Here is a 25,056-nt window from a genome sequence, read left to right as displayed (position 1 = left end):
AAAAGTACCTATTTATAGGCGTTTCAGCAATTTTATCTCTCACGAATGATTTAAAATTGCTATATCAAAACCACTTATACTATATAAGGTTATGCTAATTATCTAGTAAGCAATGATTTGCTATTGCTATAAAAGAAGATAATCTAGATATTAATCATCAATGAAAGTGTTTGCACAAGCTAGACTGATTTAGTGATTTTTGCGGGAAGGCAAGAAGATTTGAGAAATGCTTTCCTCAAAAGCCAACCCCTATCGACAGCAGTTCAGAAAGCAAAAAAGTGTCAGCCGAAGAGCCATCGACAGACGAACTCCCGACTATAGAATTTCCCTCACGAGGGAAACTCAAAGCCAGTTCTTGGCGCATCCATCAAAAGATTGGCTATGGGTACTTTGTAGCTATCGGAATTGGCTTTTTTGGCTCATTGACTGGGTTAGTGATTGCCAACTACTACCGGGGAAGAGAAGTCAGGCAATTTAATCAAGCCTATGAACAAGGACAACTACTGAGTAATTATAAAGATGCAGTAGTAGGGGCGCAATTGCATAGCTCTAACCTAGTTGCTGTATTGGAAAATTCACAACAGCTGCAAAGCAAAAAAGCCGATTTTCTGAAAAATGTTGAAAAAGCCAAGCAACTAGAGTCAAAAATTGCCGGATTCATCGATAGTAAACCTAAAAGACTAGCAGCAACAAGTTCGATTTTACAGACGTTATTGCTGGATTACAAGACTAATTTAAAAGCTTACGTTGACCAAATCGAGGTCGTTTTAAAGGAAGTTGACTCCCAGCAAGTGCAGCCTCAGCAGATTTCCTCTGCCCGATCGCAGTTATTGACAATTATGCGTGGTGAAACAGCCATCCGGCTAGACCAGCTTTCTGAAAGCTTGACTAACATCCTGCAAAATGCTGAATTTCAAGAGCAAGAAAAGCAAAAAGCTGTTGAAGAGGCAAAAGTAGTAGAGCGATTCATCGTGATTATGAGTATGCTGGTTTCGGTGGCGATCGCAGCCATTGTAGCATGGCGTACCAGTCGGGCGATCGCTGAACCAGTTATCACTGTCACCCAAGTAGCGGAGCAAGTTGCAAGAAAATCTAATTTCGATTTGCGAGCTCCAGTCACCACTGAAGATGAAATTGGCCTACTCGCCAAATCTCTAAATCGTCTGATTGAGCGAGTATCTGAGCGAACAAAAGAACTACAACAAGCTAAAGAATTAGCCGAAGCTGCTAGCAAAGCAAAAAGCGTGTTTTTGGCCAATGTCAGCCACGAATTACGCACGCCATTAAATGCTGTCATTGGCTTAAGCCAACTTCTAGAAGACGACGCCACCGATCTTGGTTTATCAGGAGACTTTATCACAGACTTAGAAACTATTAACTCTGCTGGTAAGCATCTACTGCACTTAATTAACGAAATCCTCGACTTGTCAAAAATTGAAGCGGGGAAAATGACCCTCTATCCAGAGACATTCGAGATTGCAACCCTAATTCATAACGTTGTCCTCACAGTCAAACCGACAATAGAAAAAAATGCCAATGTCTTAGAAGTACATATTGATCAGCAACTTGGCATCATGTACGCCGATCAAACCAGGATGCGGCAGGTGTTGTTAAACTTACTAAGTAACGCCGGCAAGTTCACTACAAACGGCAAGGTGATACTGACAGTCAACAGAGAAAAGGATGAATTCCGACTGGAGGCTCCTTTGGGCATCATTACTTTCACCGTTACCGACACAGGCATAGGTATGTCTCACCGTCAACAGCAACAGTTATTTCAACCTTTTACACAAGGAGATACCTCGACTACGAAAAAGTATGGAGGTACGGGACTGGGGTTGGCAATTAGCCGCCACTTTTGCCAGATGATGGGTGGTGAGATTATTGTCAAAAGTGAGCCGGGAGTTGGCTCTACTTTCATTATTCGTCTACCAATGACTGTGCAGGATTGAAGTAGTTACTGAAAACCTGAAACCTAGATCCCCCCTTAAAAAGGGGGGAACCCTAAACAGCCAACTTTTATAAGGGGGTTAGGGGATCTCTTGTGCGTAAGTCCTAAATTGTTTAATTGTTGGGAATCCTCTACCAAATTAAGTAATGATACTCACCCTCCCTGTATCCAAATCGTAACGACCTCCGACGATTTTCAATTTGCCCGCTCGCACCTGCTCAGTTAAAAGCTGTGATCGCTTCAAACGTTGAAGTTGATATTGTACATTTGCAACCACAGCATTTTCAACCGCGTCACCCGACTGATCCTTGACCTTTTCCACTGCTGGTTTAATTGCCTTCACAAAACTACCAATATCACCGAGTAACGATTGGTTTTGTACAGCGGCCGTTACTGCCCCACAACGCTCATGACCCATTACCATCAGCAGCGGAGAACCTAACAAGACAACCGCATATTCAATACTGCCGATCGCTTCAGACGTGGCAATATTTCCGGCAATCCGAACATCAAAGATGTCCCCAATGCCCTGATCGAAAACAATTTCTGCGGGGACTCGTGAATCCGCACAACTGAGAATAGTTGCAAATGGATGTTGAGCTTGAGCAACTTCCTGCAACCGCAGCGCAGATTGATCGGGGTATTGGGGTTGATGCTGAACAAACCGCTGATTTCCCTCCATCAGCTTTTGCAATGCTGCATCGGGACTGAGGGATTCAGGGGAGGTTGAGGGTATTTCGGCAGCTTTAGCCTGTTCCACCCGCCAGAGTAAATCGCTGGTAGATAGCATCATCCCAAACGCCCCGGTAATTCCCAACTTCAAAAAGTCACGACGTTCCATGAAATGCTTCATTGAATTTATAACTCTCTTACATCGACGCTACACATCTGACAGAGCGAATTTCCATCACATCGGAAACGTAGCAAGTACCACCGAACTTATTCAGGAGTGGTTTGATATTTTCGACAACACGCTTGAGTTCTTCTGGCATGCAAAACGCGAGGATGTAAACATTATCAAGCATGGTCATGTCTAAATCTTCTGTCGTTCCTCGTAATCCTTTACCAGCAACATTTCGGATTATGGCATGGTTATGTACACCCGACTTGTCTAATTTATCTAAAATTTTGGCAAGCTCAAAGGAGTTGGCGATAATTTCTATCTTTTTAACTACGTGCATATTATTACCTCCAAAATAGGTTAATTCCGTAGAGATACAACGGAATTCCCACAATAATATTGAACGGGAAAGTCACCGCTAGAGCGGTAGAAACATACAGGCTGGGATTTGCTTCTGGAACAGTCATCCGCATAGCTGCTGGGACAGCAATGTAAGAAGCACTGGCACACAATACAGCGAACAACAGTGAATCTCCGCGAGGCATACCGATGAATTTGGCGATCGCTAACCCAATGCCTGCATTGAGTATTGGAATTAGTATCGCAAATAAAATCAGGAAAACTCCGGTTTTTTGCAAGTCTTTAATTCTTCTAGCAGCGACCAATCCCATGTCCAGTAAGAAGAAAGTGAGAACGCCATAAAATAACCCTTGAGTAAAGGGTTCTAATACATGCCAACCGTGTTCTCCTGTCAAGACACCTATTAATAGACTACCGACTAATAGAAAAACTGAACTATTAAGAAATGCTTCTTGCAAAACTTCCGGCCACGAAAACTCCCGCTTGCCATCGGCGGTGAATATATTCACCAAAATTAGACCAACTATAATCGCTGGAGATTCCATCAGGGCAAGGGCTGCCACCATGTAACCATCAAAAGTAATGCCAAGCTCAGTTAAAAAAGCGCTAGCTGTGATGAAGGTGACGGCACTGATAGAGCCGTAGGTGGCTGCGATCGCAGCCGCATCGTAAGTATCCAATTTCAACTTCAGGATAAAAAAGGTGTAAATTGGAACAACACAAGCCATCATCATCGCTGCCGCGAGTGTGAGAACTACTTCCTGAGTTATACCGCTTTTGATTAGTTCTACCCCTCCTTTAAAACCAATGGCAAGCAGCAGATACAACGAAAAGAGTTTGGGCACTGGTGCGGGAATTTCTAGATCAGACTTGACAAAAACAGCAGTCATGCCTAAAAAGAAAAACAGGATTGGTGGATTCAAAATATTGGATACAATTAAGCTCAGATCCATATCCACCTCTCCTTGTATTGGTTGAACCTAAAATTAAAGAAATTTTTCATCTTTAAAAATTTAACGGTTGAATCATGATGTATCGTGTGTTGCTACCCAATGTCAATTAGGTACTCAAGGAGTGAATAGTTCTATTGGTGACAACACTCTTGGTTAGGTATTACAGCGTTTTTCAAGCATATAAACCACGGGCTAGGCAACATTGCGGTGTCCCTAAGAACATCCGTAGTTCAATTAACTGAAAACAGCTGTAGGCTCTGTTGACAAGAGAACAAGTCAGAGCTTGCCCAGTATTTTTATGATGTTTTATTCCCCGTCGCTGATTTTACGACAGAACGCGCAGGAATAATTGGTCGCTAACTTATCTACGTAAAAAAGTTAACGTATTGCAGGGACAATTCATAAATTGCTACAACACAAACGTTGTTAAAATCCCAGTATTTTTTGATTTACAACAGTTTGGTAAACCCCATTTGCTGAAAATGATGGTCAGATGTAGAGTCTTAGCCCGTTATCTCTTCCTTATTTGAGAAAATGTTTCTCAATACCGACTACCCATCAAAATTTGTTTGCCTCTTCACAGGCATCCAATTAACTTATCCAATTAGCTGTAGCGGTTGGCTCCCAATGAATACTCCGGCTTACAGCCAACAAACCATTTTGTGATGGTACTCGTACAAAAATTAGGTTTGACACCATAGAACAAGTTAATTCAGCCGATGATTAACGTTATGAAAGCAATTCTTTTGGAATCTCCCGGTGATCCAACAGCCCTTAAATTACAAGAGATTACAAAACCATCTCCTCAGCCTGGATGGGTGCTAATCGAGATCAAAGCCTTTGGTCTGAACCGTTCTGAGATGTTCACACGTCAAGGGCATTCTCCCAGCGTTCAACTTCCCAGAATTTTGGGGATTGAGTGCGTTGGTGTTGTCGAAGCCGCCCCTGACACCCCATTTCAGCCCGGTCAGAAGGTAGCAGCGATTATGGGAGGCATGGGACGAGCATTTGATGGCAGCTATGCCGAATACACCTGTGTCCCGCAAACCTGCGTATTTCCGATTAACAGTAACCTCGACTGGTCAGTCTTAGGAGCCATTCCAGAAATGTTTCAGACGGCTTATGGTTCTCTTATATCCGGTTTGGGCGTGCAGGCTGGGCAGACGCTATTGATTCGGGGGGGTACTTCATCAGTTGGTATGGCCGCGACACACCTTGCCAAAGAACTGGGGCTAACCGTTGTGGCGACTACTCGCAATTCTTCTAAAGTAGACGCTTTGCAAGCAAATGGGGTTGATAGCGTTGTAATAGATACAGGAGCAATCGCAATCTCTATCCGTCAGAATTTTCCCAAGGGGGTTGATCGGGTTTTAGAACTGGTAGGAACCTCTACCCTGCTGGATTCACTACAATGTGTTGCCCCTGGTGGCATTGTCTGCATGACCGGTATTTTGGGCAATGCCTGGACATTAAATAACTTTTCACCAATGGATGATATTCCTCACACGGTAAAATTGACCGTTTATACCGGAGGTACTGAAGATTTATCTATTGAACATTTACAACGATTTATTGATGGTGTAGAAGTGGGGCAAAACCGGGTCAATATAGACCGTGTTTTTCATCTGGACGAGATTGTTGAAGCACACCAATATATGGAGTCTAATCAAACAACAGGAAAATTAGTGGTATTAGTAAATGAGTCGAATGGCATTAAGAAAAGGCGAAACACTTGAATTGTTAGCAGTTTGCAATTGCTTGTTCCCATTCGTGTCCGGGTTTTTTCATCAATGGGTACGCTTTTGCACAGCCGCTTTGCCATTCCATAGAGATAATGGTTATACTGATGTGCCAATGATAGAGTACCATTCTGGTTAAGAATACTGCCACACAATCTTTATTGACCAAGTTTCGTTAGGATATTGTAACCTGGGCAATAGCAACTCTCTATTGATGTGACGCCAGGCGTAGGCGTAGCCCGCCCTTAGACATCGCTTTTTCACATCCATGACAACAACCATCGACTTTCTCAGTCACCTTAACCCTAGCCAACGTCAAGCTGTCGAACATTATTGCGGGCCGTTGCTAGTTGTTGCTGGCGCAGGTTCCGGTAAAACACGAGCGCTGACTTATCGGATTGCGAATCTGATTCTGAAACACCGCGTTGATCCAGAAAATATCCTGGCGGTTACTTTTACCAACAAAGCTGCACGAGAGATGAAAGACCGGATTCAACGGCTGTTTGCGGAACAGCTGGCAATGAAACAACACGGTAAGCGTCTTGATTTGTTGACAGAATACCAACAGACGCAATTGCGATCACAAGTTTACAAAAATACGATCAAAGACTTATGGTGTGGTACTTTCCACAGTCTATTTTCTCGCATTCTCCGCTTTGATATTGAAAAATATGTAGACGAGAAAGGACGCCGTTGGAATCGCAATTTTTCTATTTTTGATGAATCAGATGTGATGACTCTGATCAAAGAAATCGTAAATAAACAGCTAAATTTAGACGATAAGAAATTTGACGCCCGCTCTGTCCGCTACGCTATTAGTAACGCTAAAAACCAAGGTTTATCACCCCAAGAATTTGAGCAAGAGCAACCAAATTATCGCGGACGAGTGATTGCCCAAGTCTACAATTTATATCAAGATAAGTTAGCAGAAAACAACGCTCTCGACTTTGATGATTTAATTCTTGTACCTACTAGATTATTTAAGCAAAATGAGCAAGTATTGGGTTACTGGCATCGGAAGTTTCGCCATATCCTCGTAGATGAATATCAAGATACCAACCGCACTCAGTATCAACTCATCCACTTATTAGTTACTAATGGCGAAACCAGAAAGAGCGAATGGGAATGGCAAAATCGCTCAGTTTTCGTTGTCGGGGATGCGGATCAATCAATTTACAGCTTTCGGATGGCAGATTTTACCATCTTGCTGGGATTTCAGGAAGACTTTGGCGATGGTTTGGTAGATGATGACACCCGAACGATGGTTAAGCTGGAGGAAAACTATCGTTCTTGTGAAAACATTCTGCAAGCAGCTAATGAACTGATTGAAAATAACACCCAACGGATTGATAAAATCCTCAAACCGACACGGGGGCCGGGTGAGCAGATTACTTATCACAAAGCCGATGAAGAACTTGCAGAAGCCGCATTTGTGATTAATCAAATTCGTACTTTAGAACAGCAAAATCCAGAGTTGAATTGGGGTAGTTTTGCCATACTTTATCGGACAAACGCCCAATCTCGCCCCTTTGAAGAATTGTTGGTAAAATATCGAATTCCTTATACAGTTGTGGGGGGAACGAGATTTTATGATCGCAAAGAAATTAAAGATGTCATTGCTTATTTAAGAGTGATCGCTAACCCATCTGATACAGTCAGTTTATTACGAGTTATCAATACTCCCCGGCGGGGAGTTGGCAAAAGCACTATTGATGCTTTGGTGAACGCCTCCCAACAATTAGGGACAACTTTGTGGGAAATACTCAGCGATGAAACATCAGTTAATACATTAGCTGGACGGGCGACAAAAGCTGTAAATAATTTTGCCGCAATGATTAGCCGTTGGCAAGGACAAGTCAGCACGCTTCCCGTAACTGAGGTTTTGCAAGGAATACTAGAAGACTCTGGTTACGTCCAAGACTTGATGAATCAAGGCACAGATGAAGCCACAGATCGGGTACAAAACGTCCAAGAACTTTACAACGCTGCACTGCAATTTCAAGAAGAAAACGAAGAGGTTTTTCTTCAAGACTTTCTCAATAGTGCCGCCCTCAGTTCTGATTTGGATAATTTAAAAGAAGGACAGACAGCCGTTTCTTTGATGACTTTGCACGCTTCCAAGGGTTTGGAATTTCCCGTAGTATTTTTGGTGGGATTAGAACAAGGACTGTTTCCCGGCTACCGATCGCTGAGTGATCCCGCATCTTTGGAAGAAGAACGTCGCTTGTGTTATGTGGGGATTACTCGCGCCCAAGAAAGGTTGTATTTATCACACGCGCGGGAACGCCGTTTGTATGGCTCTCGTGAACCCGCGATGCGATCGCAATTTCTCGACGAATTACCAGAAGAATTATTATCCACTCAACGCCTGAGTCGTCAAACTTATACTAAAAGTGCTTCTACTCCTAGTGGTAAACAAGACGCAACCCAGAATTGGCAAGTAGGCGATAGAGTATTACATAAAACTTTTGGGCTTGGTGAAATCACCCATGTTTTCGGAACGGGTAATAAGATGTCTGTGGCTATTAAATTTTCTAGCTTGGGACAAAAAATTGTTGACCCAAGAGTAGCACAGTTGCAACGAGTAGAGTGATAAAATCGCAGAACTCCGACTTATCAAATAAAGCGGGGTTCTTGTTTTTTATATTTCAATTTCTTCAAAGTGTTCAACAGAATGAGATTTGTGTACTCCAGTGCCACTGGATACGCTTTTAATATTCTAAATACCATAATTCATCATTGAACTCAATTAAGTATTGTTCTTGTAGGCAAAATATTTTTCTCGGTTTATAAAGGCAACTTTTAGCGTCAGTCTAGACTGAGCAGCTTCTTTTGATACTGGGGTCACAGTATGCCAGGAATTATCTGAACGCACCAAAAGAACTGAAGTATTCAGCAATGGTGGAATTTCCTGAAAAACCGAGTCAGGATTATCGTCTTTTAGAATACGTAAACAACCACCCCAGTTAGAGTTCCATTCTTGATTGAAATAAAACATTTGCACCATGCGGATAATGGGAGAATCGGGGTGAGGAGGAAAAGAGTTTTCTACGTCATAACGAAACAAGTAGATGTACATTAAATCGTCCATTAAGTTCAAACCTGTCAATTCCCCAACAGCGGCTCGATAAGCAGTGGTGTGCAGGTCATTAACCAGTTGCTGCCAGAAATTGTTCAGCTTGGGTAAATCGGTAATTTGTGGCTTAGTAATATCCTGAATCTCATCAAATAGCATTCGCATTGGAAACCCTTTGCCATCTTTATAAAAACCCTCTTGAGGATAGTTATTGGATAGCTCTAAACTCTCTTTTTGTGGGAACAGATTTTGCAAAAATGCCCAGCGATAGGGTGCTTCTTGCATTATTCCCGTGCGAATGACATTTAAATCTAACATGATAGACTCCGTGTCACACAAAACAATTTCAAACCCTATGACTCGTTGAGGAGATACTTAAATAAATCATCAAGCACGCGATTAGCTGCAATTGAACCACAGCAGATCCAGTGGTCTCTAACCAAATAAACTTTGCCCTGCTGGACAACTTTTAACTTTGACCATAGTGGTTCTTTACGGAGTTTCTGGAGTACCTTTTGAGAATCAGTTGTGTTGGCAGTAGATGTTGGGCTGACAAACAGAACATTTCCATCAACGTCTTCTAGAAGTTCCGGTGATAGATTATAAGCAATATTCCCTCCTTTGCCAAGGGTTGCCTTTTTATCTAACATTTGTGAAGTTGGGCGAGCCACACCAGCTTCCTTTAAGATAAGTCCAGAAAAGGACCATTTGGCGAATACAACCATAACATCAGGTCTAGGACTTAGAAACGACACAACAGTTTTTTGGAGTCGGTTGCCCATCTTAGTTTTGAATTGGGCTAAACGTGCATTATATTTTGCCAAGACCATCTGGGCTGACTCGGTCTTATTTAAAGCATTAGCTGCTTGTATAAATGTGTCTTTCCATTCCTCAAAACTGTATTTGTATAAAACAGTAGGTGCTATATGCGATAACAATGTATAGGTTTCTTTGTTATCGATAGTGCTACCCAAGATCAAGTCAGGTTTAAGAGCAGCAATTTTTTCTATATTGGTGGGTCTCCATCCAATATCTTTTATATTCAAACATTGGTCATAGCATAGTTGAAATTCTGATAAGTTCTTTTGAGGAGCGCCTACTAACTTGACTCCCAAAGCCAAAGCATCTTCAGCTAGGAATGGATCTAATGCAACTACCCTTTGTGCGTTAACAGGAACTAGAGTTTCACCCATTGCGTGTTTTACCAGCCGAACAGTAGCTGATATTGGTTTCTCCAAAAAACCTCGGTGAGGAGTTGCTGCTTTACGAAACGAGTAAGTGCAAGAAGAAACTAACATTAGAGTTAGTAGACTGATGAAAGATAGCCGAAAAACACGATACATTTTTATCCGCAGCGAGATTTTACCGCTCCTCATCAAAACTCCCACCCTGCTGTTAACACTACTGTAAAGGGATCGCTGGGATATACCTGTGTAGCACTTCGAGGAGTAAAATACCTAACATCAGATAGGTTTTTCAGATTAAGTGCAAGGCGAAAGTTATTTCTGCGATAGTAAAGTGCAGCATCTAGTTGTAAATAGCTTGGCACGCTGAACGAGTTATTTAAGTCGCCCTGCCGATCGCCAACATAGAACATACCAAAGCCACCTCCTAGACCTTGGAGTGAACCTTTAGGAATAGTATAAGTAGTCCACAAACTAGCACTATTTTCAGGTACATTCACCAATAAATTGCCTACTTTATACCTGTTGTCATTGGTAATTTCTGCATAAGTATAGTTGTAGGATGCAATCACGTTCCAACCCGGTAGAATTTCACCAATCACATTCAACTCAACGCCTCGACTTTCTTGCTCCCCAGTTTGAATATTAAATGATGGATGAGCAAGGTCTTGTGTAAGAACATTGGATAAGGTAAGTTGATACAAAGCGAGTGTTGCGGATAATTTATTATTGAGTAAATCAGTTTTGACCCCAACTTCATATTGAGTTCCTCGACTAGGTTCAAAGAGACTACCATCAAAGGTAGCACCAACATTCTGTGTAAATGATTGACTGTAGCTTGCATAGAGCGAAACAGGTTCGATAGGTTGGTAAACAATACCTACACGAGGACTAAAGACAGAATCACTTTGACTGGTGGTTTGGGAAGTTATAAAATTTGTAACTTCATTTTCCGCAAAGTCTAAGCGTCCGCCCAATATTAATTTCAGGTTGTTGAATAACTTTACTTGATCTTGAACATAAAGCCCTAATGCATCATTTCTTGTTTTGGTGTTACTTGTGGATGTAATAGAACCTAAAGGTTGACCATATATAGGATTAAATAAATCGAGTGAACCTGCTTCTCTAACGATATTTTCTGAAGCAAAAAAATCTCTGAATAAGTCAAAACCGATTAATAGTTCATGTTCAACGTTGCCTGTTTTAAACTTGCCGACAACGTTAGTATCCATCACATAAGTATTTTCCAAGGCTGGCCCATTAAAACTGCTTTTTATCCGATTTAAAGTCCGACCATCTGATAGTAAACCTGTGGGAAAGAAAATATCTTGATTGTTGCGTACAAACCTGACATGAAAAGCATTTCGCAACGCCCAATTATCATTAAACTTATGCTCTAGGTTATAATTAAGCAAAGTTGAATAACGAAAGTTGGAATCTGTTGGTTCTGAAACATTACGATTTAGGGGAATCTTGCCATTAGGATTGGGTAGTACAGTTCCCACTGCTGGCAGACCATTATTAACACTGTCTTGTTCTTGGTCTAAAAACTCTCCTTCAAGCTTAAATGTTGTGTTCTTGCCCAGACGAAAAGCGAATACTGGTGCAATCAGCAAGTTTCGACTACTGAGAAAATCAATAAAACTTCCTGAATTATTGTAAGAAAAGTTTAAGCGATATAAAGCAGTTTTATCAGAGTTTAAAGGGCCAGAAATATCAAGGGAGGGTTGATAAAAGTCATAGTTACCAACGCTCATGTTGGCAGCAAAATAAGGATCGGAAAGTGGCTGTTTTGTAATATAATTAACAGTGCCTCCTGGAGACTGTTGACCATAGAGTACCGAACCCGGTCCCTTAAAAACCTCTATCCGTTCTACATTAGTTAACTGAGTGCGACCAGAATCAATGCGAGACGGATCTCTTAGACCATTGCGAAGAATAACTCTAGATTGTTGAAAACCTCGAATTGTAAATATATCAGCATTAGTACTGCCTGGAACTAGCGCCCCAATTATACCTGTATTTCTAAGCGCATCGCTAAAATTTTGTGCTTTTTGATCGTTTAAGACTTGCCGAGGAATCACCTGTATCGATTGGGGAATGTCTCTCAGTGGTGTGTCTGTTTTTGTTCCTACATTGGTATCAGGAACCCGATATGTATCTGGTGGAGCTGTTACCTCCAACTCAATTGGTGGTTGGTTTTGTTCTGTTTGGGGTTGTTGCTGTGGCTTAATTGTTGGTTGTTGTGCAGTCGTTGCAGCAGCACTCACTCCAAAAACCAACCCCTCCTGCGTACTATCAAACAACTGGACTATTGGCACACCCGTTTCACCCGCAACCGTTACCCGTAGAGTACTTGTATCTACATTTGCAACCGTTACCTCAGCAATTCCTACAGCTGGCTTTAATTGTTGAAAACTCTCTCTACTCGCAAGCTGCAACTGAGCATTAGAGATGTCTGCAATGTAGGAATTACCCTCTATTCTGCCTTTAACTTGTAATTTTTGTGAATTATGGGTGACTAAAATTAACTCTATACCTTTATCTGTGGGGTTCACTTTCACATCTGTAACTGATACCACATCTGATATTGTTTGACTCAGTTGAGTAACCTTGTTCTGCTGTCTGGGTATCCTTAACAAATATATTGCACTAGTTTTAGCAGACTGCACCTCAGTAGCAGAGCGAACCTTAGCCGATGGTTGTTCGCTATAGGCAGAATTAGCTACAGTTATACAAAGGATTGATATTAAAATGTTAATAACAGCATAAAATAATTTCACAGGCATTTTTATCCGCTCCAGAGCAACACACCACACGAGAAAAAAGTTGGTAAAGTAACCAAGGTTATACCAACCACGATTATTTACAAAGAATACAATTTTTGGTGTGATCGCGTCCTCTTCGAGCCAGACTTTTTCTCTTCGAGCCAGACTTTTTTATCCGTGACAGGACTTAGGATTCACGCCAAACTTCTTGCGAAAGGCGTTGTAAAATGAGGTTGGGCTAGCGTAGCCGACTTGATGTGCCACTTGTGTAACATTCATTTGGCCTTGGATGAGCAAGTTGTGTGCCACTTCCATACGATAATTGTGCAGATAACCAAATACTGTGGTTCCAAAGACAGCACGAAAGCCTTCATTAAGTTTGCGATCGTTTAATCCAACTTGCTGTGCTAGCTGTATCAGAGATGGTGGATTATCTAGATGTTTCAACAAAATTTCCTTAGCATAATGAATACGCTCAACCTCCGATGGCTTTAGCTTAATACTTTCAAAGCTACCTTGATTAATTTGTATTTCTTGCTCAACCATTAATGCTGCTAATTCCCAAACCTTGCTTTCAAGATATAATCGCTTAGTTATATCTTGGTAAGGACATTGAAGAATTTGCTGCAACGCTAACAGCATTGCTGGAGTTATAGTTCCATAGCGCTCATAAGTTGGTCGATCGAAAGGTCTGATTAAATGTTGTAAATTTTTTAGCAATTCTCCAGAGGGATCTGCGATAAATGAACGAAATTTTTCGTAATTTATATAAATTGCTACTGTGATAATCGAGAATGACTCACTCAGGAAACTTGAACTTTCAGGAGCCATACCACTCCCGCTTAAGAAGTATTCTCCACTCCTAAAGTGAATATCTTGGGATTTTGAAGCTACTGGAATAAAAAATTGCAATTCTACTGGATGTTTTCGGTAAGGACTTTCTACAAGCCCTAATTTATTATCTTGACAGTTGTAGATGTCTAAGAATACGCAATCTCGTAGTTGAATTTGTCGGAGATATCCTTCTCCAAAGGCATATTTTCGCGTAATGTCAAACTTATCAAAGCAGCTATCCTGCTGAACAGGCTCTGCTTGATATAATTGTTTTAAGTAATCTGCTAGTGGAAGAATAAGTGTCATAGCTACTTGATAGACATCGCATAGTTAACTAGAACACCGATTCATTAATAAAATACGAGACTGAGAAACCCTGTTTTAACGGCTTATACAACCAAAAACTCCTTGTTAGAGCATCAAAAAATCGGGTTTTTAGTCATGATTTTGAATCCTGAATCAGTGGTTTTTAAATAGTATAAGTTTATACATATCATTGTTTGTATAAGATAAAAGTATCATATATCACATATTTACCAACTTTGCTGGTAAAAAATTATGACAAACAAGCGATCGCACTCCTTGCATACTAACTTCAGGATGTATCCAAGGAGTGCGATCGCCTACAATCAGTGCATTGTGAGATCGCGTCCTCTTCGAGCCGGACTTTTTTATCCGTGACAAGACTTAGGACTGACGCCAAACTTCTTGCGAAAGGCGTTGTAAAATGATGTTGGGCTAGCGTAGCCTACTTGATATGCTACCTCTGTGACATTCATCTGGCCTTGCATAAGCAAATTTTGTGCTACTTCCAGACGATAATTGTGGAGATAGCCAAATACTGTAGTTCCAAAAACGGAACGGAAGCCTTCTTTAAGTTTGCGATCGTTTAATCCAACTTGTTGTGCTAGTTGTATTAGAGAAGGTGGATTATCTAGATGTTTCAACAAAATTTCCTTAGCATAATAAATACGTTCAATTTCTGATGGTTTTAGTTTTTTAATCTCAAGGCAACCTTGATTAATTTGTATTTCTTGCTCAACCATCAATGCTGCTAATTCCCAAACTTTACCTTCAAGATATAATCGCTTAGTCATATCTTGGTAAGGACATTGAAGAATTTGCTGCAACACTCCTAGCATTGCTGGAGTTATAGTTCCATAGCGCTCATAAGTTGCTTGCTCGAAGGGTCTGATTAAATGTTGTAAATTCTTAGGCAGTTTTCCAGAGGAATCTGCGGCAAATGAGCGAAACACTTTTGGATTTATATTAATAGCTACTGTTATGATAGAGAATGATTCTTGCAGAATATCCTTACTTTTAGCAGCAATACCACTTCCGCTCAAGAAGTATTCTCCGCTCCTAAAGTGTATTTCTTGGGACTTTGAGGCTACTGGAACAAAAAATTGAAATTCTATTGGATGTTTTCGATAAGGACATTCTACAATCACTGACTTATTATCTTGACAGTTGTATATGTCTAAGCGTACGCAATCTCGTAATTGAATTTGTCTGTGATATCCTTCTCCAAATGCATACTTTCGTGTAATATCAAACTTACCAAAGCAGCTATTGTACGGAACTGACTCTGCTTGATTTAATAGTTTCCAGTAATCTGCTAGTGAAAGAATGAGTGTCACGTCGCTTCGCTCCGAATTCAAAATTCAAAATTCAAAATTAATACAGCATAAGCGTTTCATTGATTTAGAATCGGTGGTTTATTTACGCTTACACCGTGTTGTACGAATTATTAATTATTTGGTATAACCTTATATTTATCACTACTTGTATAAGATAAATAGTATCATCTATAACCTTTTACCAACTTTACTGGTAAATAATTATGACAAACAAGCGATCGCACGAGTGCATACTAACTTCAGGATGTATGATGAATATGTAATCGCCTACAATTAGTGCATTGCGTGATCTTGAAGCGATCGTACATATTAGATAAATAAGAGCGATCGCATTTATTTAGTACATCTCCTTTAAATGCTAGTCATAAAATTCTGTCAAGATGGAATTGGATTCCATTTTGGTTTCCAATAAGTAATCGCTAAAGTTAATCGAGGATAGGGTGCATATGGTACAACCGGAGTTACCATATGCCAGGAATTTTTAGAAAACACAATTGCAACTGAGGTGTTCAGCCTTGGAGGAATTTTATAGACAACACTTTCATTCTTGCTGTCACTCAGAATTTGGAAATAACCTCCCCAATCCAGATGCCATTCCTGATTAAAGAAGTATAGTTGAGTGACAGTGGTACCACCTTGGAAATCGGTGTGTGGAGAGCGGCCGAAGTGTCCAGGATGGTAACGACGGAAACTAATTCCTATCATATGGTCTTTCAAATTCAAGTCTAACAACTCTCCCATCGCTTCACGATAAGCGAGAGACTGCAATTCTTTGATAAATTTTTGCCAAGACTCACTTAAGTTTTGAACAACACAACAGAAGTATCCTTGCTCAATTTTCTGATGTAAGTCTTTTCTCAAATCTCGTATCTTGGAAATATCTTCAGGTGTTACAATGATTGGCTTGCGCCAAAAAAAGCCATTCTCTTCCCAAGTTAATTCCTCAAATTTGTCTTGTGGATAGGTTTTAGCTAGCTCTAAACTATATTCTTCTGTCAATGGATTCTGAATAAATGCCCAGCGACAAGGAACTGAGTGTAAAATACCATTTTGAATGGTATTCCATTTCAATATCATTTCATCCTCTTCCTTTACACAACATAAAAAAATTATTGTTCCTTTACCAAGTAACGAAACAAATCATCCAGCACTTTATTGGCTGATATATAACTACCAGCAAGCCAGTACTCACCCATCACATAAACTTTACCTTGCTGCACAACTTTCAATTTTCTCCATAAAGGTTGTGCCATCAATTGCTCAATCATTTTTTGATAACTGTTTTTTTTATTGAAACTAAAAGGAATAACAAATAGAATATCTGCGTCTATCAAGGGGAGAAGTTCTTCAGATATGGGATAGTTAACGGGGTTTTCCCCTAATTGTAGAGACGTTTTTGCATCCATATCCTGAAACGGAGGACGTGCAATACCCAAGTCAGATAATATCGTGCCAGAAAATGCACTTTTTTTCAACAAATTAATCGACCCAGGCATAATCTGCACTACAGATACTTTTAGGGTTTTAAGTCGTTCTCCCATCAAGTGTTTAAACTCTGCTACCCGTGCATTATATTGTGCCACAACCTGTTTAGCTGACTCAGTTTGACCCAGTGCTTCTACAATCTGCATAAATGGTTCTTTCCATTGCCCGTTGTATTTCATACTGTCTAAAACAGTAGGTGCAATTTGCGACCACAAGTTGTAAGTATCCTTGAACCAGCCAGCACTACCTAATAGCAAATCAGGTTTGAGAGCTACGACTTTCTCCATGTTGGGTGGAAACCAGCCCAAATCCACAAAATCATCTCGTCTCAACTCCGGGTGTAGTATTGGTACAGGAGCGCCTAAAAGTTTAATACCAAATATACCAGCAACTTCCGTAGCATACCAATGCAGTGCTACGACTCGTTTGGGGTGAAGGGGAACTAGAGTTTTACCCATTGCGTGTTTGACTAAATGGACGGCGGCTTGTGAATGCGATGCAGTCGAGGAGTGATTCCAACTCTTATCAGTCGGCTTATGAATCTTTGCACTGCAACTACTTAAACTCAAAAGTGCTAGCAATCCAATTAGAAACAATCGCAAAGCAACAGTCACAATTTTAAACTCCCAATTTATATTTAATCGTGCCTCAAATTAACAACGCCTCTACAATGTACCCTTCGTAGCTTACCTTCGGTATCGCTGTTTGAGTTGTTTAGTTCACTATTAGCAAAGTTGAATAACTACGACAAGGGAAGCCAAAAGACTGTCTGCATCGTTAATCGATGCTGCGGTGCTAGGGGTGAAATTGGAGTAATTACGTGCCAGGACGAGCCAGTTTCTACCAAAGCTACTGAAGAACCAATCAGTGGAGGAATATTGTAAACAACACTGGATGTGTCTTTTTGTGAGAGAATTTGCAAGCAACCTCCCCAGTCACTAGACCATTGTTCATTGAAGTAGAACAAATGAGTTAGGACTCTGTGGGGGCCATCAGTGTGGGGAATCCAAAATTTAACGTGTTCGGAGTGAAATCGACGAAAACCTATAGTCATGAGATAGTTTTCTAACTTCAACCCCGATAGCTTTCCTAAAATTTCTCTATAAGCAGGTGTCGATAACTCTAAGATAAACCTCTGCCAAATTTCGCTGAAATCTTGAATATTAGAAACAATCCAACCATCATCAACTAGCTTTTGCCAGTGAGCGTTCTTCTCGCGTAACTGAGGAATAATTTCTTCTTTTGCAATTAACTTTGTAGCTAAACTGAGATACCCCTCCCCAATTTCTTCAAAATTTTCAATCGTTGGGTAGGTTTTGATTAACTCAGACTGATAATTAGCAGCTATGATATCCTCAAACAATATCCAGGGATAAGGAGTTTCATGAAGCACTGCCGTTTGTAAAGCTGACCAATTTAATACCATCTTAGTTCTGCTTTTGCACCAAACATCTAAATAAATCATCAAGCACGAGATTTGCTGATAAATAGCTGCCAGAAGTCCAATGTTCCCCAGCTATACAAACTTTTAATTTCAACTACAAAGGTTCTGCTTCCAGTTATTGAAGTTTTTTTTGCAATTTAACTTTATTGTTCTTAAAACCAGTGGTAACCACAAACATAAAATATTCATCTGCTTAATTGAGTAGTTCTTTAGATAGCGATCGCTTTATTTTACGACTTTCCCAGTCAAGCGCCATAGCTGTTAAAACTTCCATCTTGCTCTCAACTCAACTGTGAACGGGTCGCCAGGAACGTTATCTAAAATACCTCTAGATGATTCAAAATATTCGACATCAAATAGGTTTTTGAAATTGAGACTTAAGTCCAGATTGTCTTTACGATAGTAGAGAGCTGCATTCGTCAAAAAATAAGATGGCAACTGAAATGTATTAAATAAATCGCCTTCTTTTTCACTAACGTAGAATAAACCTAAACCAACTCCCCATCCCTTTAAGCTTCCTTTCGGAACGAAGTAGCTTGTCCACAAACTGGCGGTATGTTCGGGTGCATTCTGTAAGCGATTACCAACAGGGTATCGGTTGTCTTCGGTAACTCGCCCATCCAAATAAGCATAGGAAGCAATTACATTCCACCCAGGTAAAACTTCCCCTGTGAGAGTGAATTCTACACCTCGACCTCTTTGCTCTCCTGATTGAATATTAAACCGAGTATTTTGGAGGTTCGGTGTCAAAACATTGTCTTTAGTCAAATCAAACAGCGCTAAGGTAGCAGACAGTTTATCTGATAATAAATCAGCTTTGACACCAACTTCATATTGAGTACCGTGACTTGGCTTGAATGCACTGCCATTAATGTCAGTTCCAACATTTTGTGTAAAAGATTGGCTGTAGCTGGCGTAGAGAGAAATTGGTTTAATTGGTTGATAAACGATACCGACTCTGGGAGTAAATGCGGTGTCGGATTGATAGGTGGTCGTAGTTAAGTTCGTGAGAATATTTGTAGATATAGCTTTACTATCCACATAGTCAAAGCGTCCACCTAAAACTAACTTGAGATTATCAGTTAGTGAAATCTGGTCTTGAGCATAAACACCCACAGCATCATTTTTATTAAAAGTGCGATTTCCCGAAGTTAGTGAACCTCTGTCACTTCCATACACTGGGTTAAATAAATCTAATGGAGCCAGAGAATAAAATGTATTACCAGTATCATCATTTATAATGTAGTTTCGGTATAAATCGAAGCCGAGCAGTAGTTGATGGCTAATGCTGCCAGTGTTGAACTTACCGACAACATTTGTGTCCATAATGTAATTATCCCAAATATTATTCCGATAATACTGAACCGAGCGCGTGGCTATGCGTTTGTCTGGGTTTAAAGCGCTAATAAATGCAGCTGTTTGATCGGCTCGCAGAAATAGAGTATGGAGAGTGTTCTGCAATGACCAGTTGTCATTGAAGCGGTGCTTAAAGTCATAGCCGATGCGATATGTTGTCCGCTCTGCCAACTCATCATCAGGCTCTCCTACAAAACGACTAAGAGGTATATTCCCATTTGGGTTAGGAAGTATGGTTCCCTCAGCAGGAAGAGTGTAACCAAGGGTTGTATTTCTGGTATAGTACTCTCCCTCAACTGTTAAGGTTGTGTTGTCGCCAATGCGCCAAGTGATGACAGGTGTAATCTGAAAGCGCCTTGAATAGCTAAAATCAGTAAAGGAATCTCTGTTCTCGAAGTCGGCATTTAATCGATACAAAAGCTTTTTGTCTGAGGTCAAGGGGCCAGAAAAGTCAATGGAAGGCTGATAATAGTTAAAACTGCCAACACCAAAATCTAAAGCGTAATAAGGTGTGTCAAGTGGTTGTTTTGTAACAATATTAACTACACCACCCGCTTCTAGTTGACCGTAGAGTACAGAGGCTGGGCCTCTCAGAATCTCAACGCGTTCTACATTGCTCAAGTCAGTTCCCAGAATTGAACGGTTAGCTTCATCCCTCAGACCATTCCGCAAGGTATTGCCAAAGCCGAGAAAACCACGAATAGTAAAATTATCAGTTATTTTGGACGAGTTGAATGATGGTGTTAGACCATAAGCTTGGACTACATCAGAAAGGTTGCGCGCTCCTAAATCATCAATGACTGCCCTTGGAATCACCTGAACTGTGCCAGGAATATCCCGTAAGTCTGTTGGTGTCTTTGTCCCCACACTCGTCCTGGGAACTCGATAACTTGCTTCAGGAGTGCCAATAACTTCTAACTCAATGGGCTTTTGCTCTTCTGAATTTGCGGGTTTTGGAATTGTCTGTGTTGGCTGCTGTGCAGTGGATGAGGCAGCGCTTTGCGGGGGTTCCCCCCGTTGTAGCGACTGCCGTGTAGCAGCAGTTACTCCAAATACCAACCCTTGTTGTGTACTATCAAACAACTCGACTGTTGGCGCACCTGTTTCACCCGTAACCGTCACTCGCAGAGTATTTGCATCTAAACTTACAACCGTCACTTCAGCAATTCCTACTGCTGGCTTCTGTTGGCGAAAACTCTCGCCACTGACAAGCTGCAACTTTGCATTAGGGATGTCTGCAATGTAAGAATTACCCTCTGTTGTGCCTCTTACTTGTAATTTCTGAGAATTCGGTGTGACTAAAATTAACTCTATCCCTTTATCTGTGGGATTCACTTTCACATCCGTAACTGACACCACATCTAATATCGCTTGACGAGGCAGCGCGTTGCAAAGCCAGCCCGGTGCGGAGGTTCCCTCCGTTGAGGGGACTGGCGTGGGGTTCCCCCCGTTGTAGCGACTGCCGTTCAGTTGTGGAACTTTGTTCGGATCTCTAAGTGCCCTTATCAAATATATTGCACTAGTTTTAGCTGACTGCACTTCACTGGCAAAGCGAACCGAACCTAACGGTTGTTTACCATAAGCAGAATTAGCTACAGTTATATAAGAGATTGATATTAAAATGTTAATAACAGCACAAAGCAATTTCACAAGCATTTTTATCCGCTCCAGACCAGTAAACCAGACGAGAAAAAAAGTTGGTAAAGTACCCAAGTTATACCAACCACGACTATTCACTAAAGAATACAATTGTTGGTGCGAGGGCGTCCTCTTCGAGCCGGACCTTTTCTCTTCGAGCCGGACTTTTTAGCCGTGACAAGACTTAGGACTTACGCCAAACTTCTTGCGAAAGGCGTTGTAAAATGAGGTTGGACTAGCGTAGCCTACTTGATGTGCCACCTCTGTAACATTCATCTGGCCTTGGATGAGCAAATTGTGTGTTAAGCTAATCGGCATTGAATTTACATAATCAGGGCGGGCAAGATGCCCACCCCACAAGATATTAAGAAAGAAGAATTTGCTGTAGTGCTAAGAGCATTCCTGGAGTTTGAGTTCTATAGCATTCATATGTTAATTGATCCGGTCGTCCGATCAGATGTTGTAATTCTTTAGGTTCACTTACATCGAACTCCAGCGTCAAATCACCGATTCCACGGAAGGATTGTATTTTCAAGCGCTTGACTTTCACCATAATTACGCTGATTTTAGTTTAATAATGCCTTTATCAAAAACACGATTATTAGTAGCGATCGCACTTATTTCTATTCTATCTTTATACACCTCATAAGAGGCAAAACTTAAATCACTAGTGGAATACTCTGTCCACTCAGAACGCCCTACAGGACGATTGCCTGCACCTGCGCCACAAATTAAATAAGTTGTACCATCAATAGCACGAGTACGTTCATAACTATGTTCGTGCCCATTGATATAAAGTTGAACGCCGTATTTTTGAAATAGAGGAGTAAAAGTTTTAATAAAACCTGGATTATTCCCATACTGACCCGATGAATAAATCGGATGATGTCCAAACACCACTTTCCAAGGAGCATTACTAAGACTTAATTCTTTTTCTAACCAAATTAGCTGGTTTTTCCAATCAGCATTACTGTTAGTATCTAAAGCGAAAAATTGTACTTGATTACGTTTAAATGTATAGTAACGTCCCTTCATATTAAAGCCGACATATTTGACTTGTGGATCACCATTGGCAGTACGAATATCGTGATTACCTAAACAAGCCTGAAATTTTACATCTTGCTTCAGCAAAGCTTGGTATGGACGCTCAAAAACTTCGCCGATTTTTTCAATTTCGCCGTTATTGTAAATGTTGTCTCCAGCTAAAACTACTAAATCATAAGGATTTTCCTTGTGATACGCATTCATTGCCCCAGCCACAGCATACTGTCCTTTAGCCCCAGTCCCCGTATCTGCTACAGACACAAAACGTAATAACAAGTCTTTTTTGGGTGGGTTGGCGGCTATAGCTGTTGTTGAATCGCTAATATCAGCACTTTGATTATTTTGATTGGCTAACATCCAGCTTAAAAATCCTGTACTAATGGCGCTGAAGCTACTTAAAAATAAAAATTGACGGCGTTTCAGGTTCATAATTCACCAAATTTAGTAAATAGTCAGTTCAGCGGAAACAATGAGCAATGAAGTGATACATTAAGGCAAAAGAAGGCAGCACCAGTAATAATGTACGTTGTTTGTCTTTGATTCGCTGCTTTTGGTGAAAGTTCCATGTCACAAGACAATCAGTCAAAACCGACGAATGAGCAGGTAACTCAACCTCCCCAAAAACCTTACCAGAGAGTTCAGCCATTTTGGAAGGCTAAAATTATCCAACTTCTCCAAGGGACGATTGGGGTTTTAGAAGTAACGGTTGAGAAACTGGAGACTGCACCCCCACCTGGTACTGAAGAAAAACCCAGTTTTTTCCAGCAGCTTCAGTTGCGATGGGGTGGACTGTTAAGGACAATCCGCTTGTTTTTACCATCAAATTTGTCAACAAAGTTATCAGATACAGCTTTGACGGGAATTGTTACTGCAATTGCTGTAATTCTCGTTTGGACAACGGCGATTGTCTTTACTGGTAAATCTACTGAAGTAGCAACAGTTCCACCGATTAAGGAGGTTCCTGTACCCACACCAATAATAACTACTCCACCAGAGTCAGTCGCACCAGAACCACAGCCGCCACAGCCACGAGAGGAAATTACGCCGCCAGAAGTACAAATTCCGCCACCACCAACGCCGGAACCAGAACCAGAACCAATTCCCACACCAACTCCGACACCAACCATAGAATTGACACCAGAACAAGCCTTGATTGCGGCTATTGAAAATCAGGTAGCCGAAACTAGCGATCGCATTGCCTCTGGTCTGATAAAGTCAATTCAAGCCAACTTCCGCACCAGCAATCTAACTGTCAAAATTAGTGACGATTGGTACACTCTCAAAGAATCTCAGCAGGACAAACTAGCTGCAAAGATATTACAACGCTCTCAAGAACTTGATTTTACTCATTTAGAAATTATCGACTCCCAAAATAGGCTGGTAGCGCGTAACCCAGTTGTCGGTACTGAAATTGTGATTTTTAAACGGCAAACAGCAAGTTAAAATAATTCGTAATGTAAACACTTTATTAGGATGTTTAACTTCAAGTATATATGTTAGACAACATTTCGCTATTGCTCCAAGCTTGTGAAAACTTAAACATCAGCTATGAAATTCTTCATCCTGCTGAAAACTTAATCAAAATAAAACTGAATAATAAATCGCATTATTTTTGTAACTATAGCACTCCGTTAATTAATCAAGCAGTAGCACACCTTATAAAAGACAAAGAATACACTTACCATCTTTTAAATAAAAAAGTTAAACTTCCTCGGACAGTAGGTTTTCTTTCTCCTTTCTGTGACATCGAGTATAAGATTTACTTAAAATTCTCAACTATTCCGGATATTGTATTAGAAATCAAGGAAAAGTTTGAAACACCTGTGATTGTTAAAAGAAATTCTGGTGCGAGGGGGCATAACGTTTTTTTATGTCAGAATCAACATGAAATTGAAACTGCTTTAAAAGAAATTTTTAATGTCAATTTTAAAAAGTATGATTACGTTGCTATTGCTCAAGAATTTATTGACATTAAATCTGAATATAGAGCGGTTTTCTTAAATAAAGAGTTAGTTTTGCTCTATGAAAAAGATATAAGTAATGCAAAATTTGTAGGTAACCTTAGTCCTCTGCACTGGAATGGTGCAAAAGCAAAGTATATCAACGAGCCAAAAATATTGTCAGAGATTGCTAATTTTGCTAAACCAGTTTTTGAAGAATTAGACCTTGATTATGGTGGTTTAGATATCGTATTAGACCAAGATAACCAATATTGGTTAATTGAAATCAATTCTCACCCAAATTATAGTATTTTCACTAGAGACAATGGAGAGGAACATGTGTTTAAAATTTTTGAAAAAATGCTTATTAGCCTAGCATAAAAATAAAAAGTTTAGTACTTTGGTTAGCTAATTCATTATTCTCAGGACTTACACAAAAACTCTCCGAAACATATAATTTGGCGATCGCGTTCGAGATTTTGGTGAGTGAAGGAATCGCACTTAAACATGGCATTTGTAAAGCGTTGAATTGTCAACCAGGGGAACTGTTGGAATTATGTATCAGATGAAGGTGAAGAGAATGTGGTTTCTTAGGTTGATATAGTTTGAGTGCCATCGCTGCAACAATCAAATCCCAGGAATAGGACGCAGGATTTTGTGAGATACCAAACTGTCAAACTGCAAGCGCAAAGCTTGGGCTGTTGCTGAGTCAGTGAGCAACACACCTGCTTCAATATTGCGTTCGTGGGCGGCTTCTGTAAAATTAGCTGATGTAATTAGCACAAATTCCTCATCTACAACAA

20 protein-coding genes are annotated in these 25,056 nt (G+C 40.5%); 5 read left to right on the top strand and 15 right to left on the bottom strand.

Features of this window, described 5'->3' with window-relative positions; genetic code table 11:
* The first annotated feature begins 278 nt into the window (after positions 1 to 278).
* Positions 279 to 1,952 carry an ATP-binding protein gene (locus V7K40_RS03125; protein ID WP_334956618.1) on the top strand — a complete coding sequence of 558 codons (1,674 nt, stop codon included), beginning with the start codon at positions 279 to 281 and terminating at the stop codon, positions 1,950 to 1,952.
* Between the two features lie 138 nt (positions 1,953 to 2,090).
* On the opposite strand, the gene V7K40_RS03120 is transcribed toward V7K40_RS03125, so the two are convergent.
* Genes V7K40_RS03120 through V7K40_RS03110 form a run of 3 tightly spaced genes read right to left on the bottom strand, consistent with a single transcriptional unit; the run spans position 2,091 to position 4,105 of the window.
* Positions 2,091 to 2,792, bottom strand: a complete 702-nt coding sequence (locus V7K40_RS03120; protein ID WP_334956676.1) for a carbonic anhydrase — start codon at positions 2,790 to 2,792, stop codon at positions 2,091 to 2,093.
* 28 nt (positions 2,793 to 2,820) lie between these two features.
* Positions 2,821 to 3,132 (bottom strand): P-II family nitrogen regulator, encoded by a 312-nt coding sequence (locus V7K40_RS03115; RefSeq protein WP_334852028.1) that lies wholly within the window; start codon positions 3,130 to 3,132, stop codon positions 2,821 to 2,823.
* A 4-nt stretch (positions 3,133 to 3,136) separates the two neighbouring features.
* Positions 3,137 to 4,105: a sodium-dependent bicarbonate transport family permease gene (locus tag V7K40_RS03110; protein ID WP_334956615.1), complete on the bottom strand. Its 969-nt coding sequence runs from the start codon at positions 4,103 to 4,105 to the stop codon at positions 3,137 to 3,139.
* Positions 4,106 to 4,836: 731 nt separating this feature from the next.
* Here V7K40_RS03110 and V7K40_RS03105 point away from each other — a divergent pair.
* Positions 4,837 to 5,841, top strand: coding sequence for a zinc-binding alcohol dehydrogenase family protein (locus V7K40_RS03105; RefSeq protein WP_334956613.1), 1,005 nt, complete (start codon positions 4,837 to 4,839; stop codon positions 5,839 to 5,841).
* 271 nt (positions 5,842 to 6,112) lie between these two features.
* Entirely contained in the window at positions 6,113 to 8,437 is a 2,325-nt protein-coding gene (gene pcrA, locus V7K40_RS03100) for a DNA helicase PcrA (protein WP_334956611.1), read from the top strand.
* A 156-nt stretch (positions 8,438 to 8,593) separates the two neighbouring features.
* On the opposite strand, the gene V7K40_RS03095 is transcribed toward pcrA, so the two are convergent.
* The 11 genes from V7K40_RS03095 to V7K40_RS03045 form a co-directional block, all read right to left on the bottom strand.
* Entirely contained in the window at positions 8,594 to 9,238 is a 645-nt protein-coding gene (locus V7K40_RS03095; RefSeq protein ID WP_334956609.1) for a 2OG-Fe(II) oxygenase family protein, read from the bottom strand.
* Positions 9,239 to 9,273: 35 nt separating this feature from the next.
* Complete coding sequence (locus V7K40_RS03090) at positions 9,274 to 10,218, bottom strand: iron-siderophore ABC transporter substrate-binding protein (protein ID WP_334956607.1); 945 nt, start codon at positions 10,216 to 10,218, stop codon at positions 9,274 to 9,276.
* Positions 10,219 to 10,295: 77 nt separating this feature from the next.
* Positions 10,296 to 12,893, bottom strand: coding sequence for a TonB-dependent siderophore receptor (locus V7K40_RS03085; RefSeq protein WP_334956605.1), 2,598 nt, complete (start codon positions 12,891 to 12,893; stop codon positions 10,296 to 10,298).
* Positions 12,894 to 13,043: 150 nt separating this feature from the next.
* Positions 13,044 to 14,012, bottom strand: a complete 969-nt coding sequence (locus V7K40_RS03080; protein WP_334956603.1) for an AraC family transcriptional regulator — start codon at positions 14,010 to 14,012, stop codon at positions 13,044 to 13,046.
* 365 nt (positions 14,013 to 14,377) lie between these two features.
* A complete protein-coding gene (locus V7K40_RS03075) occupies positions 14,378 to 15,052 on the bottom strand; it encodes an AraC family transcriptional regulator (protein ID WP_334956601.1) in 675 nt (224 codons plus the stop codon).
* A 669-nt stretch (positions 15,053 to 15,721) separates the two neighbouring features.
* Positions 15,722 to 16,423 (bottom strand): 2OG-Fe(II) oxygenase family protein, encoded by a 702-nt coding sequence (locus tag V7K40_RS03070; RefSeq protein WP_334956599.1) that lies wholly within the window; start codon positions 16,421 to 16,423, stop codon positions 15,722 to 15,724.
* Between the two features lie 32 nt (positions 16,424 to 16,455).
* Entirely contained in the window at positions 16,456 to 17,445 is a 990-nt protein-coding gene (locus V7K40_RS03065; RefSeq protein WP_334956597.1) for an iron-siderophore ABC transporter substrate-binding protein, read from the bottom strand.
* A gap of 128 nt (positions 17,446 to 17,573) precedes the next feature.
* A complete protein-coding gene (locus V7K40_RS03060; RefSeq protein WP_334956595.1) occupies positions 17,574 to 18,257 on the bottom strand; it encodes a 2OG-Fe(II) oxygenase in 684 nt (227 codons plus the stop codon).
* A 279-nt stretch (positions 18,258 to 18,536) separates the two neighbouring features.
* Positions 18,537 to 21,368: a TonB-dependent siderophore receptor gene (locus V7K40_RS03055; RefSeq protein ID WP_334956593.1), complete on the bottom strand. Its 2,832-nt coding sequence runs from the start codon at positions 21,366 to 21,368 to the stop codon at positions 18,537 to 18,539.
* 69 nt (positions 21,369 to 21,437) lie between these two features.
* Positions 21,438 to 21,587, bottom strand: a complete 150-nt coding sequence (locus V7K40_RS03050) for a helix-turn-helix domain-containing protein (protein ID WP_334956591.1) — start codon at positions 21,585 to 21,587, stop codon at positions 21,438 to 21,440.
* A 237-nt stretch (positions 21,588 to 21,824) separates the two neighbouring features.
* Positions 21,825 to 22,742: a metallophosphoesterase gene (locus V7K40_RS03045; protein ID WP_334956589.1), complete on the bottom strand. Its 918-nt coding sequence runs from the start codon at positions 22,740 to 22,742 to the stop codon at positions 21,825 to 21,827.
* Between the two features lie 135 nt (positions 22,743 to 22,877).
* On the opposite strand from V7K40_RS03045, the gene V7K40_RS03040 reads away from it, so the two are divergent.
* On the top strand, positions 22,878 to 23,756 hold the full coding sequence (locus V7K40_RS03040) for a hypothetical protein (RefSeq protein ID WP_334956587.1): 879 nt from the start codon (positions 22,878 to 22,880) through the stop codon (positions 23,754 to 23,756).
* A 50-nt stretch (positions 23,757 to 23,806) separates the two neighbouring features.
* Positions 23,807 to 24,634: a YheC/YheD family protein gene (locus V7K40_RS03035; protein ID WP_334956585.1), complete on the top strand. Its 828-nt coding sequence runs from the start codon at positions 23,807 to 23,809 to the stop codon at positions 24,632 to 24,634.
* Between the two features lie 246 nt (positions 24,635 to 24,880).
* Here the strand turns inward: V7K40_RS03035 and V7K40_RS03030 are convergent, their stop codons facing one another.
* On the bottom strand, positions 24,881 to 25,036 hold the full coding sequence (locus V7K40_RS03030; protein WP_334956674.1) for a hypothetical protein: 156 nt from the start codon (positions 25,034 to 25,036) through the stop codon (positions 24,881 to 24,883).
* Positions 25,037 to 25,056 lie beyond the last annotated feature (20 nt).

The sequence above is a fragment of the Nostoc sp. genome (assembly GCF_036917195.1).
In the GTDB taxonomy this organism is placed as follows: Bacteria; Cyanobacteriota; Cyanobacteriia; order Cyanobacteriales; family Nostocaceae; genus Nostoc.
Note: the sequence above shows the minus strand (reverse complement) of the source record. Positions and strands in the feature narration are given on the sequence as shown.

Excerpts from the sequence above, each read along its gene's own strand:
- V7K40_RS03120 (WP_334956676.1), bottom strand. The coding sequence starts at position 2,792 with ATGGAACGTCGTGACTTTTTGAAGTTGGGAATTACCGGGGCGTTTGGG.
- V7K40_RS03115 (WP_334852028.1), bottom strand. The coding sequence starts at position 3,132 with ATGCACGTAGTTAAAAAGATAGAAATTATCGCCAACTCCTTTGAGCTT.
- V7K40_RS03110 (WP_334956615.1), bottom strand. The coding sequence starts at position 4,105 with ATGGATCTGAGCTTAATTGTATCCAATATTTTGAATCCACCAATCCTG.
- V7K40_RS03105 (WP_334956613.1), top strand. The coding sequence starts at position 4,837 with ATGAAAGCAATTCTTTTGGAATCTCCCGGTGATCCAACAGCCCTTAAA.
- pcrA (WP_334956611.1), top strand. The coding sequence starts at position 6,113 with ATGACAACAACCATCGACTTTCTCAGTCACCTTAACCCTAGCCAACGT.
- V7K40_RS03095 (WP_334956609.1), bottom strand. The coding sequence starts at position 9,238 with ATGTTAGATTTAAATGTCATTCGCACGGGAATAATGCAAGAAGCACCC.
- V7K40_RS03090 (WP_334956607.1), bottom strand. The coding sequence starts at position 10,218 with ATGTTAGTTTCTTCTTGCACTTACTCGTTTCGTAAAGCAGCAACTCCT.
- V7K40_RS03085 (WP_334956605.1), bottom strand. The coding sequence starts at position 12,893 with ATGCCTGTGAAATTATTTTATGCTGTTATTAACATTTTAATATCAATC.
- V7K40_RS03080 (WP_334956603.1), bottom strand. The coding sequence starts at position 14,012 with ATGACACTTATTCTTCCACTAGCAGATTACTTAAAACAATTATATCAA.
- V7K40_RS03070 (WP_334956599.1), bottom strand. The coding sequence starts at position 16,423 with ATGATATTGAAATGGAATACCATTCAAAATGGTATTTTACACTCAGTT.
- V7K40_RS03060 (WP_334956595.1), bottom strand. The coding sequence starts at position 18,257 with ATGGTATTAAATTGGTCAGCTTTACAAACGGCAGTGCTTCATGAAACT.
- V7K40_RS03050 (WP_334956591.1), bottom strand. The coding sequence starts at position 21,587 with ATGCCGATTAGCTTAACACACAATTTGCTCATCCAAGGCCAGATGAAT.
- V7K40_RS03045 (WP_334956589.1), bottom strand. The coding sequence starts at position 22,742 with ATGAACCTGAAACGCCGTCAATTTTTATTTTTAAGTAGCTTCAGCGCC.
- V7K40_RS03040 (WP_334956587.1), top strand. The coding sequence starts at position 22,878 with ATGTCACAAGACAATCAGTCAAAACCGACGAATGAGCAGGTAACTCAA.
- V7K40_RS03035 (WP_334956585.1), top strand. The coding sequence starts at position 23,807 with ATGTTAGACAACATTTCGCTATTGCTCCAAGCTTGTGAAAACTTAAAC.